The sequence below is a fragment of the Actinokineospora enzanensis DSM 44649 genome, assembly GCF_000374445.1.
In the GTDB taxonomy this organism is placed as follows: Bacteria; Actinomycetota; Actinomycetes; order Mycobacteriales; family Pseudonocardiaceae; genus Actinokineospora; species Actinokineospora enzanensis.
The window spans coordinates 72,966-89,766 of sequence record NZ_KB894427.1 but is presented as its reverse complement, the minus strand read 5'-3'; the positions used below and the strand labels follow the sequence as shown (position 1 = coordinate 89,766).

Sequence of the window (16,801 nt, the reverse complement as noted above, 5' to 3'; positions counted from 1 at the left end):
CGGTCCTATTTCACCCCGCCCGCCGTCAGCCCCGCCACGATCCGGCGTTGGAACAGCAGTACCAGGATCACCAGCGGGATCGTCACGATCACGCCCGCCGCCATCTGGGTGCCGAACGGCGAGTCGAACCGGCTGGTTCCGGTGAACTGGCTGGTGATCACCGGCGCGGTCTTCAGCTCCTGCCGGTTGACCACCGACAGCGCGATGATGAACTCGTTCCAGGCGGCGATGAAGGTGATGATCGCGGTGGTGAACACCCCGGGCGCGGCGACCGGCAGGATGACCCGGATGAACGCCTGGCCCTGCGTGCAGCCGTCGATCTGCGCGGCCTCCTCCAGCTCGTGCGGCATCTGGCGGAAGAACGCGGTCAGGTTCCACACCGCCAGCGGGAGCACCGCGCCCATGTTCGGCACGATCATCGCCTGGTAGGTGTTGATCCAGCCGATGTCGGAGAACAGCCGCAGTAGCGGCACCAGCAGCGAGATGCCGGGGAACATGCTGGTGGCGATGATCAGCGCGAGCACCGCGTTCTTGAACCGGAACTCCACCCGGGCCAGCGCGTAGGCGGCCAGCGTCGCGAACAGCAGCACCAGCGCCGTGGTCACGCCCGCGACGATGAAGCTGTTGAGCAGCGCCCGCAGGAAACCGTTGCCGGGCGCGAAAGCGGCCGTGTAGGACTCGAACGACAGCGGGCTGGGCCACGGCGAGGAGTCGAAGATGTCGTTGGTGCGGCGCAGGCTGGACACCAGCATCCAGTAGAACGGCGCCAGGCAGTACACCACGATCGCCGCGATGCCCAGGTAGCGCGCCCTCATCGCCTGCTCCCCAGCACGTCCGCGCCCAGCAGCCGCACGAACACGAACGCCACCACCGCCACGTACGCGAACAGCGTCACCGCGTACGCCGAGGCCGGGCCGAACCGGCCGAAGGTGACCGCCTCCTCGAACGCCAGCACCGTCACCGTGTCGGTCGCCTCCTTGCCCGGCCCGATCAGCGTGTAGGGCAGGTCGAACATGCGCAGCGTGTCCAGCACCCGGAACAGCACGGCCACCAGCAGCGTCGGCTTCACCAGCGGCAGCGTGATCGAGAAGAACGCCCGCCACCCGGTGGCGCCGTCCAGCCGGGCCGCCTCGTGGATCTCGTTCGGGATCACCTGCAGCCCGGCCAGCACCAGCAGCCCGATGAACGGCGCGGTCTTCCACGTGTCGGCCACCACCACCGCCACCCACGCCTGGAACCCGTCCGTGGTCCACAGCACCGGCGGGCCGGGCAGCAGGTCGTTGGCCACCCCGTCGGCCTGGAACACCCACCGCCACAACAGGCCCGCGATGGCCGTGGGCACCGCCCAGGGCACCAGGATGCTGGCCCGCACCAGCGCCCGGCCGCGGAACGCCCGGTGCATCACCAACGCCATCAGCACGCCGAGCACGACCTCCAGCGACACCCCGGCGAGGGTGAACGTGGTGGTGTTGGCCAACGCGTCGAGGAACCGGCCCGTCGAGTCGCCGCCGAACATCTCGGCGAAGTTGTCCAGGCCGACGAACCGCTCGCCCGCGCGGATCAACCCGGTCTCCGGGTCGATCCCGTCCTCGCGCCGGTAGAACGCCAGCCGCACCGCCGAGATCACCGGGTAGGCCACCACCAGCGCCAGCACCACCAGGGTGGGGGAGACCAGGCCCGCCGCGAGCCGCCCGGACCCGCGCCGGGTCATCGGGTGAGCGCGTCGAGCTTGCCCTGCAGCGTCGCCAGCGCCTGGTCCACGCCGGTGGTGCCGCTCATCGCCCCGTAGGCGGCCTCCTGGATGGCCACCGAGACCTCCTGGTACTTGACCACCGCGGGCCGCCGCTTGGCGCCCAGGATGCTCTTCTTGAGCTCGGTCAGGTACGGGAACCTGGCCACCAGCGCGGGCTCGTCGTAGAGCGAGGCCCAGGATGGGGCCTGCGAGGTCTTCTCCAGGTTGGCCCGCTGCTGCTGCTCGCCGGTCAGGAACTTGATCAGCTCCAGGCCGGACCGCTTGTTCTTGGCGAACGCGCTGACCGCCAGGTTGTGACCGCCCAGCGACGACACCCCGGGCCCGCTCAGCCCCGGCAGCGTGGCCACGCCGAACTTCCCGGCCACCGCGGACGAGCCGTCGGTCGCCTGGGCCTTGGCGTACTGGTATGGCCACTGGCGCTGGAACAGCAGCTCACCGGCCTGGAACGCGCGCCTGCTCTCCTCCTCCTTGAAGGTGCGCGCCTTCTGCGGGATCTCCCCGGTCCGCACCCCGTCCACCAGGAACGACAGGCCGCGCCGGGCCGCCTCGGTGTTCACCGTCGGCTTGCCGTCCTCGCCGACCACGCTGCCGCCCGCCGAGTGCACCGCCTCGGCGAAGTTCACCGTCAGGCCCTCGTACTTCTCGAACTGCCCGGCGTAGCAGGACACGCCGGGGTTGGCGGGCAGCACCTTCGCGCAGTCGGCGGACATCTCCGACCAGGTCTTCGGCGCGGTCAGGCCCGCCGCGTCCAGCAGGTCCTTGCGGTAGTAGAGCAGGCCGCCGTCGGAGTTCATCGGGACGGCGTAGAGCCGCTTGAAGTACCTGGCCGTGTCCACCGTCGCGGGCACCAGGCTGCCCAGCGGGAACTCGGCCTCCGGCAGCTGCACCACCCACTGGTTGGCGGCGAACTCGGCGGTCCAGACCACGTCCAGGTTGAGCACCGTGTAGGCGTCGGACCGGGTCTGCGCGTTCTGCACCATCTGCTGCCGCTGCGCGTCGGCGTTCTCCGGCAGTTCGATGAGCTGCACCGGCTGGTCGGGATGCTGCCCGTTCCATTCGTCGAGTTGGTGTTGCAGGTTTCCGGAGAAGTCTTTCCCGGTGACCAGCGTGATCGGCCCGACACCGGCCAACGCGGGCGGGCTCGGGGAATCGGGGTTCGCCGATTCCGAGCCGCACCCGCTCACGCCCAGCACCAGGGCGGAAGCGGCGGCGGAAATGCGGACGACGAGACCGTGCTTGCCCACGAAGCCTCCCGAAAGCGTTGCCGCGCCCCGGGTTCCGGCCGGGCGCTCCGGCCGCCGGGGTGTGTTCGGTTTGCTCGCACTGTTCTCGCGGAGATGTCGCCGGGAAATGCACAGTGGCACGTCGTTATGACTTCGTGACAGCCCGGTGCGGCATCCGGCTGACGTTTCCCGGAACAGGGGTCGGGTTCCCTGGCGCGCCCCGCCGCGGTGCGGCATCCTGGAGGATCCGCCCGCGCCGGGAAAGGCAGCGGGTTACCCGGTCGGCCGAGTCCGGCCCACCGGATGGTCGCCCGGCTGCCCGCCCCGGCCGTCGCGGGCCTCACTGTCCACTGTGTACCGGACCGGGTGATCGCCGGGCCGGGGTCGGTCGGCGGGCGGGATCCGTCCCGGCCGACCCCGGCGGCACCCGGTCCGGGCGTCCGACGTTCCTCTCGCGCTCGGTGGAGAGATCGACACGCACCGCGACCGGCCCGCCCGGATGCAGGCGGCCGGGTGCGGGTCGGGCGGGCAGGCGCGCGCCGCGGCGACCGTTCGTGACCGTCCAGGCCGGTTTCGGCATCCGCGCGTGATCACTCCCAAAAGGCTTCACCGTGTAGATATCTCGCTGTTCCCCCAGGTGGGCGCTCCGGTTGCGGTTTTGTTCACCGGGCGTCGGAAATTCGACACCTGCTGGTGGTGTGACCCCGGTCATGAGTAAGGTTTGCTCCTTCCTCATGGGATGCGCACAGGGTCACTGCGCGACTTGTCCTGGAGCGAACTTATTTTTTATTTTTAGCGCACGGACGGTCGGATCCGACCCTCTCCGCGCACCCCTGGGTGGGTCATAGCATCGGATGAATGGTCGAGTACTATGCCCCTGAGCTGCAGGAATGGATCTGCAAGTTGCAGATTTGGCATTGCGGAATTGGTCGAATGATGCGCCGTTTGGGCGCGTTATGGCGGTAAGGTGGTGTAATGACGACCGTTGGCGGGTTGGCTCGCGAAAAAAAGTGCGGGCCAATTCACCCGATCGTGATCACCTCGTGGTGTTTGAGTGGCATTCTGGAACACGTGACCGGCAGTGAGTCACACCCGAGGGGGTGGGGGGTATGCACGAGAACATATACGGCGACACCGGCCACCTGAGGTCGACGCACGATCCCGTCATTGTCGACCGCGCCGACGCGGCCGAGGCCCTACTGGGGTACTTCCTCGCCAACGCCGACGCCAACGACCACGACGCCAACGACTACCTCGTCGAGGAGTTCTGCCGCAGACTCAGGGACGCGCGCACCGTCCCGGCCCCGGCAGCGCCGCCTCGGATGGAGTGCGAGTCGATGGTCGACTGCGACTGACGGGCAGGCAGTACGGCAGCAGTACAGCGGTACTGATCGACCGATGGATCGACCGGCGACCGAGCTGTGTGGTCGTGCTGGTCCAACCGGACCAGACGGACTGGACCGTCCGGCGGGCCGGCCCACCGACCCGGCGACGGGCGGGGTCCGGACCGGAGGGTCCGATCGGGAGCCGGGGCACGGCGCGCGACGCCCTGGGGGTCGAGGCGTTCGCATCGCGGCTTTCCCGCCGCCGCCGTGCTGTTCGATAGTCGTCTGATCGCAGGTCGGACCCGGACGCGGGTCACGTGACCACGTACGCCACGGCCGCTCCTGTCGAGGCGACCGTTCGCACGTGGTTCCACGCCGTCCACCGCCGGAGGTAGCCGGCCCAGTAGTCGGCTGCCTCGGCGGTGTTCGGTGCCAGCGCGTCCAGCTCGTTGTTCCACGGCACGTTGCGCGCGCCGGTCACCACCAGCACCCCGAGCACGTAGAGGGCCCCGCCGACCAGGCAGCTCGGCGGCCCGATGACGGCCAGGACCGCGCCGAGCACGCCCACGCCCAGGAACAGCAGCAGGAACAGCGGCGTGAGGATGGTCCGGTTGAGCGCCTGCATGGCCGCGATGCCCCGCTCGGCGGGCAACGAAGCGAGTGCCCGCATCACGAACACCGAGAACGCGAAGAAGATCCCGGCCATCAGCCCACCGCCCACGGCGGCGGCGACCGTCAACACCCGGAGAGCGTCCACGGTGTACACCGTAACCAGTGGGCCGGACCGACGGGCCCGCCGGATGTCCGAACCCGAGGGTCGACCCGACGGGGGCCGGTGTCCGGGGGTGGTGTCCGCCGGGTTCGGTGTCGGCTGGGTTCGGTGTCGGCCGGGGAGCGTCCGGATGGGACCGCGTGCCCGAAACGGCTTCGCATCACCGACTTCGGCCGGGCGGCGTCCGACTCGGACCGTGTTCCGGCACGGACCGCGGTCCGCGCCACCGCGCCCGGGGGTCTGGTCGCGCCCCTGCATAACGCGACCAGACCCGGCGCTCGGGTGGGTCTCGGCGAGGGCTCGGACCCGCGAACGCGTTCCGGCGGTCGGGCGCCCGCCCGCGGAACGGTTACACCATAGAGTGTACGACCGGGTCTGTGTCAGGGGTTTCGGCGGAAAAGTTCTCGGGATTCCCGTCGGGTTCCAGGATGCGGACCGTCGTGGGGCGCGCGGGTGGCCGCGAACGGGGCGAGGGCCGGGCGCGTGAGGGTGCGCCCGGCCCTCGCGGGCAACCTCCCGGCGGGCGCAGGCATCGCCCGCGGGGAGGTGGGGGTGCCGCCGCCCCTGTCTCGACTGGGCGCCCCCGGTGGTGCTCAGGTCCCGTACGGCCGCGCGGTCTTGGTGCCCGCGTAGGTCAGCATGGACTTGATCTTCGGCCAGAACGTGCCTGCCTGGCAGGAGTACGCCGGGGTGAACCCGGAGCAGCTGCCGCTGGACCCGCCGATCTCCCAGACGAAGCTCGCCACGCCCAGGTCGTCGTAGACCCAGTCGTCGGTCGCGCCGCCCGCGTTGTAGAGGACCTCGCCCGGCTGCCCGTAGCGCCAGCCACCCGCCAGCGACGCCATCTGCCTGCCCATCGCGCGCAGGCTCGCGTCGTTGCCCGACCGCACCGCGGAGTTGAAGCCCCACGGGAACAGCACCAGGTTGGAGTAGCTGTGCATGCTGATGACCATGCCGGTGGTGTCCGCCGGGGCGGGCGCGGCGGTGCCGGTGCCGCGCCGGTCACGATAGAGCGAGCGCCACAGCGACTGCAGCGCCTTGGTCTCCGGCTCCGAGTTGGCGGCGGGCCCGCGGTAGGTCTCCGAGCAGGGCTGGGTCGAGCTGCCCACGCCGTAGCCGGAGTCGGTGTTGCGGTTGAGGTCGATGCCGACCTGGCTGGATCCGCCGGTGGTGCCGCAGCTCGGGCCGTTGCTGTTGTTGCCGTTCTTGCGTTGCAGGTAGGGGCGCCCGCCGCCGCGCTGGACGATGTCGACGCCGTCCGGGTTGGCGATCGGCACGACCCACACCTCGGTGCTGTCGAGCAGCGCGGTCACCTGGGCGTCGGTGCCGTAGTTCTGCACCAGGTGGTCGATCCAGCGGTAGGCCATGTCGCCGGTGGTGATCTCCCGGGCGTGCAGCTGGCCCATCACGAACAGCCGGGGCTTGGGCGCGTTGGGGTTCAACGCGCAGTCACCGGCGTTGCGCTTGGTGACGCAGACGGCCTTGAGGTCGTAGCCGCCGGAGCCGCGCGTCTTGCGCCACGAGTCGCCGTAGTCGACGACCGTCGCCAGGTCCGCGTGCGCGCGGGCGACCTGGTCGAGGTGGGCGTACTGCGCGTTCACGGTCCGGTAGCCGCCGTAGTAGGTCTCCTCGGCCACCGAGGCGTCCAGCGATGGGGCCTGACCGCTGCGCGCGGGCGGGGTCCAGGAGACGGCGGGCAGTGTCTGGTCGACCCGGGGCGCGAAGCCCGCGGCACGCAGCTCGCCCGCGGTCTCGCTTCCGCCGAGCACGAACAGGTCGTCGCCCGCGCGGTCCTCCAGGATGTCGAAGCCCAGTCGCTGCAGCTGCTCGGCCCGCGCGACGCCACCGGGGACGCGGTAGACGTAGGTCGCGCCGGGCGCGGGGGACTGCGCGGCGACGGAGTCGGGTGTGGCCGGGGCGGCGGCCCCGGGGTACACCCCGGCCAGCAGCGCGGCCGCGGCCATGGCGGCCACGGTCAGCGCGGGCACAGGGCGGCGGGTGATCGGCACCCTCGCACCTCCTCGCGGTTCGCGGCCCGGCGAACCCTCGCGGCAGGGCGGGGCGGGTCCGGCGCGCCGCAGATCGGTTCGCGCACCGCGGTGCACAGCGCGCGATCGGGACTCACCGAGCGTGCCCTACCCCGTACGGTCTCCACCCATCCCAACAATGCATAGCGGACACCTATGGAGCGGTTGGGAAAATGGGATCGACACCCCGAACCGCCCACCCGGCACCGGCCTGGGAATAGTCCAATAAGGACGGTAGTTGTCGCCGGTTCACCTGATCGTCGGATGATCGGTGACAAAGAACCAGTGAGACTGGGAAGGAAAAATTGGTCTAGACCGGTTGAGTTGGCTGGTTTAGACCAATTACGATCACCAGAATCCCTGCAACCCTGCACCAAGTGTCCCCAGGAGGTGAAGCGTGGTCAGAAAGAGCCTTCCCCTGCTGTTCTTGCTGGCTCTGCTCTCCGGTATCACCGTGGCGGTGGCCGCCACCGGCAGTACCGTCGCCCAGGCCGCCGACCAGTCCGAATGTCGACCGGACGGCTTGGCCACCACCGGGAACCTCGCGGTTCCCTACTGCCTCGCCTACGACACCGACGGCCGCGAGAAGATGGGCGCGGACCATCCGCGCCGCGTCATCGGCTACTTCACCAGCTGGCGCGACGGGAAGAACGGCACCCCCGCGTACCTGGCCAACAACATCCCGTGGGACAAGATCACCCACATCAACTACGCGTTCGCGCACCTCGACGGCCAGGGCAAGGTCTCGGTCGGCGACCAGACCCCGGACAACCCCTCGATCGGCGAGGAGTGGCCGGGCGTCCCCGGCGCGGAGATGGACCCGTCCTTCCCGTACAAGGGCGAGTTCAACCTGCTCAACAAGTTCAAGAAGCTGCACCCGAACGTCAAGACGCTGATCTCGGTCGGCGGCTGGGCGGAGACCGGCGGCTACCTCGGCGCGGACGGCAAGCGGGTGGCCGACGGCGGCTTCTACACCATGACCGACACCCCGGCGAAGATCAACACCTTCGCCGACTCGGCGGTCGACTTCATCCGCAAGTACGGGTTCAACGGCGTGGACATCGACTACGAGTACGCCACGTCGATGAACAACTCCGGCAACCCGGACGACTTCAACTTCTCCAACCCGCGGCGCGCCAAGCTGATGGCCAACTTCGTCACCCTGATGAAGACGCTGCGCGAGAAGCTGGACGCCGCCAGCACCGCGGACAACAAGTACTACATGCTCACCGTGGCCGCGCCGTCGTCCGGCTACATGCTCCGCGGCATGGAGACCTACCAGATCACCCAGTACCTGGACTACGTCAACATGATGACGTACGACCTGCACGGTGCCTGGAACAACTTCGTCGGTCCGAACGCCGCCCTCTACGACGACGGCAAGGACGCGGAGCTGAACTTCTGGCAGTACTACACCACCCAGCAGTACGGCCAGCTCGGCTATCTGAACACCGACTGGGCGTACCACTACTTCCGCGGCGCGATGGGTGCGGGCCGGATCAACATCGGCATCCCGTACTACACCCGCGGTTGGAAGGACGTCTCCGGCGGCGCGTCGAACGGTCTGTGGGGTCAAGCGGCCCTGCCGGACCAGACGAAGTGTCCGGCGGGCACGGGTGGCACGGTCGGCTCCAAGGTCCCCTGCGGCAACGGCGCGATCGGCGCCGACAACCTCTGGCACGACCTGGGTGCCGCGGGTGACGAGGTCGCGTCCGGCTCGAACCCGTTGTGGCACGCGAAGAACCTGCAGGACGGCAAGATCGGCGACTACGCCGAGTCCTACGGGCTCGACCCGGCCAACGACCCGACCGACCGCGTCACCGGCACCTACACGCCGCAGTACGACTCGACCCTGGTCGCCCCGTGGCTGTGGAACGCGCAGAAGAAGGTGTTCCTCTCCACGGAGAACGAGCAGTCGATCGGCACCAAGGCCCAGTACGTCATGGACCGCGGCATCGGCGGCGTCATGATCTGGGAGCTGGCAGGCGACTACGCCTATGACACCGCCAAGCAGCAATGGGGCATGGGCAACACGCTGACCAGCCTGCTCTACGACAAGTTCAAGGCGGCGACCCCCTACGGCGCGGCCAAGGCGAAGATCTCCATGCCGAAGGACACGCTGGACGTGAAGCTCAGCCTCGGCGGCTTCCCGGTCGGCGACGCCAACTACCCGATCACGCCGAAGGCGACGATCACCAACAGCTCCACCCAGACGCTGCCCGGCGGCACCGAGATCCAGTTCGACTACGGCACCTCGGCCCCGCCGACCATCGCGCAGCAGTCCGGCTGGAGTCTGTCGGTGGTCTCCACCGGGCACACGGGCAACAACGTCGGCGGCCTCAAGGGCGACCTGCACCGGTTCTCCCTGAAGCTGCCCTCGTACCAGACCCTGGCCCCCGGCCAGAGCGCCCAGGTGCAGCTGTCCTACTACCTGCCGATCACGACCCCGTCGAACATCACGATCACCTTCGGCGGCAAGTCCTACACGGCGGCGCAGGAGTACCTGCACGGCACCGGCGGCACCCCGCCGACGTCCACGACGACGACCACGACCACCACGACGACCGGCACCCCGCCGACGTCGACGACCACCACGACCCCGCCGACGTCGAGCACGACCACGACGACCACCACCACCACCACCAAGCCGCCGACGTGTGCCGCGGCGGCCTGGGACGCGGCGAAGGTCTACACCGGTGGCCAGACGGTGTCCTACAACGGACACCAGTACAAGGCCAAATGGTGGACGCAGGGCGACCAGCCCGACAAGAGCGGCCAGTGGGGCGTGTGGCAGGACCTCGGGGCCTGCTGAAGTCGAGATGAGTTGAGGTAAGCCACGCGGAGCGGCCGTCGGTGTACCCGGCCCGGCGGCCGCCCCGCGGTCCACTCGAACCGGTCCCCGGACTTCTCGTCCGGGGGCCGGTTCTCTTCGTGTGCAACGGCTATCCGCGCCGGGAACGGCCCGGGATGGCGGCGCGCGGGTCGGCACCGGCGAAGAACAGCCGGATCACGAAGCCCGCGACCTCCTCCAGTTGCCTTGCGCTGTCGAGCTTCCCGAAGTGCCATGGCTCGGCCCCGGTGTCGCGCACCAGACCCGAGACGACCGCCAGCGCGCCTTCGTCGTCACCGCTGAGCGGGACGACGACACCGCTGGTGTCACCGTTCCACTGCTCGGCGGGATAGAGGTGGAACGCTTTCACCACCTGCGCCCCGATGGCGGTCTCCGCGACGTGCTCGGCGTTCGCGCGGTGCAGCACGCCGATGCCGTGGTCGACCGCGTTCGTCGCGTCCATCAACGGCTTGCCCGACAAGGTGCCCTCGGCGGCGCCCGCCAGACGCAGCATGTCGTCCACCCCGTCCCACAACACCGCCAACAGCACGGCGTCGCTCTCCACGGCCACCTCGCGCGGTGTCGCCGCCCGCGCGCCCCATTCCGCGGCGAGCGCCCGCGCCTTCTCCGGTGACCGCCCACCGACGACGACCTCGTGCCCGGCCCGCGCCCACGCCGACCCGAGCGCCGTGGCGACCATGCCGGTCCCCAGGATGCCGATCCGCATCTTCGTTCCTCCTGTGTCCGTCCGGACCTCCGACGATAGGGATCCCGACACGCACCGAACGGTGCGCACATCCGGCGCCACAATGGTCGTGTGCTCGGATACCGAAGGGCCCGCGACGAGCTTGTCGCGGACTGCCCCCTGCGCGCGGCCACCGACCTGCTCGCCCACCGGTGGGACCCGGTGGTCCTCCTCGCCCTGGGCGTGGGCGCCCGCCGCCGCGTCGACCTGCGCGCCGACATCGGCGGCGTCAGCGACAAGGCCCTCACCGAGTCGCTCCGCAGGCTCGTGCGGAACGGCCTGGTGGGCCGTGCCGAGTACCCGGCCGCGCCGCCCCGGGTCGAGTACGCGCTGACGGCCCTGGGCAAGAGCCTGGTGGCTGGACCGATGCGCGCGCTGGGGGACTGGGTGACCGAGCACGGCCATGAGCTGCTCGCGGCGCAGGGGGATCCGGAGGAGTGACGCTTTGTCTGGGAAATCCCCACTTGGCCGGTATGTCGAGAGTGGGGCCGGTGCCGTCACCAGCGAGTATGGCTGTGTGACCCAGGTAATAAGGTCGCGTTATGTGGTCAGGCTATATCTGTGTGTGATCGTGGTTTCTAGACTCGGCCTGCCGATGTCCCGTCGGCGCTCTCCCTGTGGACCGAGGAGTACTCATGACCCTGCGTCGCTTCACGCGGGCCCTTGTGCTGGGGGCCGCTTTAACGCTCGGCCTGGCGGGTACCGCCGTGGCCGAGGCCGCTCCCCAGGCACTGGCCCGGACCGTGTACTACAGCGCTTCGTCGTACAGCGCCCAGGCCGATCAGGCCGCCCAGATCTGGAACTCCCGGGTTCCGAACCTGCGTCTCGTGCGTGGGGGCAGTGCGACCATTCGGATCGCTGCCACCACCGGTGGCGGGTCGCGTGCGTATCCGTGCGGGTTGGGGTGCGCGACGATCTACATCGACACCCGGGACGTGGCCGCCGGGAACGACGCGCTGCGGATCGTGGCGCATGAGATGGGGCACGGGCTCGGGTTGCCGGACAACTACAACGGGGTGTGCTCGTATCTGATGTCCGGTGGTAGTGCCGGTACCTCGTGTCGGAACCCGTACCCGAACTCGCAGGAGGCCGGGCGGGTGAACCAGCTGTTCGCAGGCGGGTTCCTGGCGCGTGAGTCGGTTTCGGAGACTCGGGTGTACGCGGGCTGACGGCCTGTGTGGACTGCCCCGGCGAGCCCATCCTCGCCGGGGCGGTTCTGTGTGCGGGGGATTTCGGCCGGGGTGTCGGCTGTGCGTGGAGGCCGGTCGCCTGCGGGTTCCTGGTACCCGGCGTGCTTGTCGCGGTACGCGTCGTCACCGGTGCTGACCTGGACTTCTGCCGGATTCATGCGAACATGTGTTCGTGCTGAGCGAGGGGCCGATCCTGCATGCCGACCTGGACGCGTTCTATGCGTCGGTCGAGCAGCGGGACGACCCTGCGTTGCGCGGGCGGCCGGTGATCGTCGGTGCGGGAGTGGTGCTTGCCGCCAGCTACGAGGCCAGGGCGCGGGGGGTTCGGACCGCGATGAACGGGCGGCAGGCTCGGGCGCTCTGTCCGGAGGCGATCGTCGTCCAGCCGCGGATGTCCGCCTACTCCGCCGCGTCCAAGGCGGTGTTCGAGGTCTTCCGGGATACGACGCCGCTGGTGGAGGGGGTGTCCATCGACGAGGCGTTCCTGGACGTCGGCGGGCTGCGCGCGATCGCGGGCACGCCCGCCGTGATCGCCGCCGGGCTTCGTCGGGCGGTGGCGGACCGGGTGGGGTTGCCGATCACCGTGGGGGTGGCTCGGACGAAGTTCCTGGCCAAGGTGGCCAGTGGGGTGGCCAAGCCGGACGGGCTGCTGGTCGTCCCGCATGAGCGTGAGCTGGACTTCCTCCATCCGCTCCCCATCGAACGGCTGTGGGGGGTGGGCAAGGTGACCTCGGCCAAGCTGCGTTCGCACGGGATCCGCACGGTCGGGCAGGTCGCCGGGTTCGACGTGCGGGAGCTGGTCTCGTTTCTGGGGCCTGCGGCGGCACGGCACATCCACGCCCTCGCGCACAACCGTGATCCCCGGCCGGTGCAGGTGGGACGGCGTCGGCGGTCCATCGGTGCGCAACGGGCTCTCGGGTCCCGGCGTCGGACGCCGGGTGAGCTGGATGTCGTTGCCGCCGAGCTGGTCGATCGGTTGGCGAGGCGTCTTCGGCAGGCCGAGCGGACCTGTCGGACGGTCACGCTCAGGCTGCGGTTCGCCGACTACACCAGGGCGACGCGGTCGCTGACCGTGCCTCGGCCGACCACGAGTACCGAGGTTCTCCTGGCCACTGCCAGAACACTGCTCGCCGCCGCGCTGCCGTTGATCCTGGACCGGGGGCTCACCCTGCTCGGGCTCTCACTGTCCAATTTGGATAATAGTGGTCCGCATCAGATGGAGCTCCCGTTCGCCGGTCCGGATCTCTCGACATTGGACACCACGCTCGACGCCGTCCGGACCCGGTTCGGCACGGCCTCGGTCACGCGGGCGACGTTGCTGGGCCACGCGCCGCTCGTGAAGATTGTTGCTGGAACTGTGATGCGCTCTACCGGCAGGCGGTAGACCTGTCGCCTGCACGTGAAAGACGGCTAGTGCGGGCCCTTGCCTCGGCTGTGAGCGAGCGTCTTCTTGGCCGGAGCTGGGCGCGCTCGGACGGAAGTTATTGATCGGAGGGCGAGAGAAGGCTTGTAGCCTTGTAGCCGCGAACGAAAGGGGCCTGCTGTCTCAGCGTGAGACAACAGGCCCCGTCAGATGTTTCCTAGGCGCCGGGTTCTTCGATGGTGGTGTCTCGTAGTTCGCGCACCAGGGTGTAGGCCACGGTCCAGGGCAGGCGGTAGTCGGTGAACTCGCGTATCCCCGCTTCGGATTTCTCGCTGTGGCGGGGGTTGTAGGTGATGCCGTGTACCCCGATCACAGTACAGTCGGCGACTCGGACCAGCGCGTACCCTCGCCGCAGCGCTGGACAGACACGCGCGGAGTGCTCCGCGCAGGCCCGACAGATCGGGGGCTCGGTGACCCCCATCCCGGCGGGCCAGTCCGGCCAGTCGGCGCGGAAGTCCCGCAGCATCCACAACACTCCGTTGGCGTTGCGGTCGGCGGGGCCGCCGCACACCTGACACAGCAACCGGCGCATCGCGCGTCGTTGCCGCAGGGAGTGAACGGCCGCGAACATCGGCTTGCCGTGCCCGGGGGTGGACGGGGTACGGGCCCAGAGAATGCCACGTGTGTCTCGGTCGGTCATGGTTTCGTCGGCGAACCCGATTCCCCGGCTGCGTGGGATGACCTTTGGTTTGGGTGCTTCGGTCTCGCTGCTCCAACTCGCAATGTAGGGAACATGGCGGCCGATAACGTTTCCGGTGATATTCACGTGGGTTCCTCGGCCGTGGGAGTAAGCGGGTTGTCCTGGAGCCAATGCACACATTCCAGGATGTGTTCTGCGGTGACCTGCAAATCGGCGACGGCAATGTGTATTTCTGGAGTGTTGAGGTCCTCGCTGTCGTTGCTGTCAAGCGCCGTGGAGATGCGTTCGACGATGACTGTGAGGTCGCTCAAACGTCCGGACAGGAAGGGGAGCGACCATGGCCGCCGCGTGACAACTTTGTCGACGAACTCCTGTAGGCGGCAGTCGATGATTCCTAGTCGGACCAGGATCGATTCTTTCTCGGCGCGGCGCCGTTCTTCCGAGGTAGTGCCACGCGCGATCAGGAGAAGGTGCTCAGGCTGAAAACCCAAGGCGGTCGACAGCGCGCGCAGGGTTTGGCGGCAGCGGGGGCGCGTGGCGTCGTGTCGTTGGATGGATCGGACAGTGCTCAGCGAAAGGCCGGAGTAGTGTGCGAGGTCTTTGGCCTTCCACCCAAACTGCGCGGAGCGGACGCGCACGGCGCGACTCACCGCCCCCCAGTCCATTGTAGATTGTGTCATCGTGGTGAGCGCTTTTCTGTTGATGTGGCGGGAAAAATCGTGCTGGTGATGCCATGGGGGATGGCGTAGGCAGAGCGAACCGACCGCAGAACCGTGCGTTCCGGGTCGGGTGGGGGCAGGGTCATCAGCCACCGCAGAACCCACCCGGCGGGGCCGCCGTGGTCGTCGGCGACCCAGTCGGGCCGGAACGGGTCGTGGCCGTCGAGCTGGGGAGTGCGGTAGGCCAGGGCGGCCGCCGCGCTCCAGATGACCCCGACATCCACGACGCCCCGCCGGCAGCGGGTAGCGCCCAGGGCCAGCGGCCGGGCCCGGTCACCGAACAGCTGGATGCGCCATCGGCGGTGCCGCAGCTCGCGCAAGCACAGGTTCGGCATCAGCGCCCCCAGCGCGTCGTCGGTGGTGGTCGGCTTGGCCATGTGGTCCTCCCCGTTCGGGTTCGGGTGGCGCGCGACCGGCGTGGATTTCGCGGAAGGTTGCTGGGATAGCTGGGCCGCCAGGGCCACGCCGCCGCGCGCCGTGGTCAGGCTGTCCCCGGTATGGGATGCGCGCTCGCGGAAAGCTCTATGCCGTTGAGCATTGGCTACCGCCATGCCGTTTATGTGCCGTGGATATGTAGTTGGCACATAAACCCCGCCGGGGAACGCCAGCCCGCTCCGAATGGGTCACAGTGCGCTATCGGTCAGCTACGGTGGGACGGGACGCGCCAGGCAGCACCCGGAGGTAGACAGGTGAACGTCGGTGACGATGACCCCAGGGCCCCGGTTGACCCGGAACTCTGGAGTGCCCCAGAGATGCGGGCCGCCCTGGCCGCGCATGACATCGGCACGGTGTTTCAGCTGCTCAAGCGGGCGGGGGTAGCGCAGAAGCGGATCGCCGCCCTGACTGGTCACGCCCAACCGGAGGTGTCGCGGATCATGAACGGCCGCCACCTGGTGCAGGCCTATGTGGTGCTGGAGCGGATCGCCGAGGGGTTGGGCATCCCCCGTGGGCTGATGGGGCTGGCCTACGCACCGGGGTCTGACCCGCTAAAGATCGATATGCCCGGCGACGTGGCGCTTCACGGCGACCGGGAACCTTGGGAAGGAGACGCCGCTATGCAGCGACGGGCATTTATCGCGTTGGTAGCCCAGGCCGCGATCGTGGGAGGCCTGTCGGACGCAGATCGAGAACGCCTTGTGGCCGTGGCAGGCTCGCCAACCACGGCCGCGCTCCCGGGTAAGGTCGGCAACTCCGATGCCGAGGCCTTGGAGAACGCCGTGCGTTCTCTGCGGGCGCAGGACGGCCAGGCCGGCGGGGGCGCAGTGCGGGCGGCCACGGCCGGATACCTGGGCTGGGCTGCGACGCTGGCCGGAGCTCCCGCCACCGATGAGGTGAAACGACGCATTCAGGTCGCGCACGCCGACCTCTACAGCGTCGCGGGTTGGACGAGCTTCGACACTGGGGACCACGCGTCGGCCAAGCGCTACCTTGGTACCGGGTTGGCGATCGCCAAGGACGCGGAACAACCCGACTTGGCAGCGACGATTTTGTACCGTCTCGGCCGTGTCTTCCTGCATGAGAACGATCCCGACGCGGCGCTGAAAATGTGGCAGTTGGGTCAGGCCGCCGCCCAAGACGCCGATAGTCCGCATGCACTTGCTCTCCTGCACCTCAATTCCGCGTGGGCCTATGGCGAAATGGGTAAACCACAGCATGTGAAATCGCTACTCGCGCGAGCATCGGCTGAATTGGGGCGCGACCGCGGAGATGCTCCGAATTGTTTGGTGTTCATGAAGCAGTCCGAAATCGACGGCATTGCGGGGATGGCTTACACCGCATTGTCGTCGCGGGATCGGTCGTTTGGCGAGCTCGCGCTGCAACACGCCACAGCCTCTCGCGACGCTCGGCCGGAAACAAACGCGCGAGCACGCGCTAGCGATGGTTTGGCTATTGCGGCGGCCACGCTGCGTGTTGGCGGCCCTGACGCTGGAGTGGAAGCGGCCAACACGGCGGTTGCCGCTGCATCGGCTGTCCGTTCGTCACGCTTGACCGACCGCCAGGCGTGGATCGTGCAGGCCGCCAAGCTCTACCCGCGCCACTCCGGCGCGCGGGACCTGGTGGCGTCGCTGGCTGGCACCACCAGTACGTAACCCGCTGGCCACCGGTTTGTCACGTCACGCTTCCACCCGGATGGGTGGGGGGCGTGGTATCACC

The 16,801-nt window shown here is 68.9% G+C and carries 15 protein-coding genes; 6 read left to right on the top strand and 9 right to left on the bottom strand.

Annotated elements, in window-relative coordinates; genetic code table 11:
• Positions 1-5: 5 nt before the first annotated feature.
• Genes C503_RS0125480 through C503_RS0125470 form a run of 3 tightly spaced genes read right to left on the bottom strand, consistent with a single transcriptional unit; the run spans position 6 to position 2,997 of the window.
• Positions 6-815: a carbohydrate ABC transporter permease gene (locus C503_RS0125480; RefSeq protein WP_018685057.1), complete on the bottom strand. Its 810-nt coding sequence runs from the start codon at positions 813-815 to the stop codon at positions 6-8.
• Entirely contained in the window at positions 812-1,711 is a 900-nt protein-coding gene (locus tag C503_RS0125475) for a carbohydrate ABC transporter permease (RefSeq protein ID WP_018685056.1), read from the bottom strand. The genes C503_RS0125480 and C503_RS0125475 overlap by 4 nt, the downstream gene beginning before the upstream one ends.
• The gene (locus C503_RS0125470; protein ID WP_018685055.1) at positions 1,708-2,997 is read right to left on the bottom strand and encodes an ABC transporter substrate-binding protein; all 1,290 of its coding nucleotides are present in this window, start codon (positions 2,995-2,997) and stop codon (positions 1,708-1,710) included. Before C503_RS0125470 ends, C503_RS0125475 begins: the two co-directional genes overlap by 4 nt.
• Before the next feature lie 1,088 nt (positions 2,998-4,085).
• On the opposite strand from C503_RS0125470, the gene C503_RS0125465 reads away from it, so the two are divergent.
• Positions 4,086-4,331: a hypothetical protein gene (locus C503_RS0125465; RefSeq protein ID WP_018685054.1), complete on the top strand. Its 246-nt coding sequence runs from the start codon at positions 4,086-4,088 to the stop codon at positions 4,329-4,331.
• A 283-nt stretch (positions 4,332-4,614) separates the two neighbouring features.
• Here C503_RS0125465 and C503_RS0125460 read toward each other — a convergent pair whose 3' ends face one another.
• On the bottom strand, positions 4,615-5,058 hold the full coding sequence (locus C503_RS0125460) for an anthrone oxygenase family protein (protein ID WP_245572583.1): 444 nt from the start codon (positions 5,056-5,058) through the stop codon (positions 4,615-4,617).
• A 608-nt stretch (positions 5,059-5,666) separates the two neighbouring features.
• Entirely contained in the window at positions 5,667-7,082 is a 1,416-nt protein-coding gene (locus C503_RS0125455) for a M14 family zinc carboxypeptidase (protein WP_018685052.1), read from the bottom strand.
• A gap of 415 nt (positions 7,083-7,497) precedes the next feature.
• Between C503_RS0125455 and C503_RS0125450 the strand changes: the two genes are divergently transcribed.
• Entirely contained in the window at positions 7,498-9,912 is a 2,415-nt protein-coding gene (locus C503_RS0125450) for a chitinase C-terminal domain-containing protein (RefSeq protein ID WP_018685051.1), read from the top strand.
• A gap of 130 nt (positions 9,913-10,042) precedes the next feature.
• Here C503_RS0125450 and C503_RS0125445 read toward each other — a convergent pair whose 3' ends face one another.
• Positions 10,043-10,708 (bottom strand): NADPH-dependent F420 reductase, encoded by a 666-nt coding sequence (locus tag C503_RS0125445; RefSeq protein ID WP_425393535.1) that lies wholly within the window; start codon positions 10,706-10,708, stop codon positions 10,043-10,045.
• Between the two features lie 39 nt (positions 10,709-10,747).
• On the opposite strand from C503_RS0125445, the gene C503_RS0125440 reads away from it, so the two are divergent.
• The 3 genes from C503_RS0125440 (at position 10,748) to dinB (ending at position 13,249) form a co-directional block, all read left to right on the top strand.
• On the top strand, positions 10,748-11,116 hold the full coding sequence (locus C503_RS0125440; RefSeq protein ID WP_018685049.1) for a winged helix-turn-helix transcriptional regulator: 369 nt from the start codon (positions 10,748-10,750) through the stop codon (positions 11,114-11,116).
• Positions 11,117-11,310: 194 nt separating this feature from the next.
• Complete coding sequence (locus tag C503_RS0125435; RefSeq protein WP_018685048.1) at positions 11,311-11,844, top strand: snapalysin family zinc-dependent metalloprotease; 534 nt, start codon at positions 11,311-11,313, stop codon at positions 11,842-11,844.
• 187 nt (positions 11,845-12,031) lie between these two features.
• The gene (dinB, locus tag C503_RS0125430) at positions 12,032-13,249 is read left to right on the top strand and encodes a DNA polymerase IV (protein ID WP_018685047.1); all 1,218 of its coding nucleotides are present in this window, start codon (positions 12,032-12,034) and stop codon (positions 13,247-13,249) included.
• A gap of 196 nt (positions 13,250-13,445) precedes the next feature.
• Here the strand turns inward: dinB and C503_RS44110 are convergent, their stop codons facing one another.
• Genes C503_RS44110 through C503_RS0125415 form a run of 3 tightly spaced genes read right to left on the bottom strand, consistent with a single transcriptional unit; the run spans position 13,446 to position 15,198 of the window.
• The gene (locus tag C503_RS44110) at positions 13,446-14,054 is read right to left on the bottom strand and encodes a hypothetical protein (protein ID WP_084477312.1); all 609 of its coding nucleotides are present in this window, start codon (positions 14,052-14,054) and stop codon (positions 13,446-13,448) included.
• Positions 14,051-14,578, bottom strand: coding sequence for a helix-turn-helix domain-containing protein (locus C503_RS43590; RefSeq protein WP_156893467.1), 528 nt, complete (start codon positions 14,576-14,578; stop codon positions 14,051-14,053). The genes C503_RS44110 and C503_RS43590 overlap by 4 nt, the downstream gene beginning before the upstream one ends.
• Positions 14,579-14,604: 26 nt before the next feature.
• Positions 14,605-15,198, bottom strand: coding sequence for a hypothetical protein (locus tag C503_RS0125415; protein ID WP_156893466.1), 594 nt, complete (start codon positions 15,196-15,198; stop codon positions 14,605-14,607).
• Between the two features lie 138 nt (positions 15,199-15,336).
• Here C503_RS0125415 and C503_RS40815 point away from each other — a divergent pair, with 138 nt between their 5' ends.
• Positions 15,337-16,737, top strand: coding sequence for a helix-turn-helix domain-containing protein (locus tag C503_RS40815; RefSeq protein ID WP_245572582.1), 1,401 nt, complete (start codon positions 15,337-15,339; stop codon positions 16,735-16,737).
• Positions 16,738-16,801: the final 64 nt, after the last annotated feature.

Bases quoted from the DNA above. Each gene is read 5' to 3' on its own strand.
- C503_RS0125480 (WP_018685057.1), bottom strand. From the start codon at position 815: ATGAGGGCGCGCTACCTGGGCATCGCGGCGATCGTGGTGTACTGCCTG.
- C503_RS0125475 (WP_018685056.1), bottom strand. From the start codon at position 1,711: ATGACCCGGCGCGGGTCCGGGCGGCTCGCGGCGGGCCTGGTCTCCCCC.
- C503_RS0125465 (WP_018685054.1), top strand. From the start codon at position 4,086: ATGCACGAGAACATATACGGCGACACCGGCCACCTGAGGTCGACGCAC.
- C503_RS0125435 (WP_018685048.1), top strand. From the start codon at position 11,311: ATGACCCTGCGTCGCTTCACGCGGGCCCTTGTGCTGGGGGCCGCTTTA.
- C503_RS0125415 (WP_156893466.1), bottom strand. From the start codon at position 15,198: ATGGCGGTAGCCAATGCTCAACGGCATAGAGCTTTCCGCGAGCGCGCA.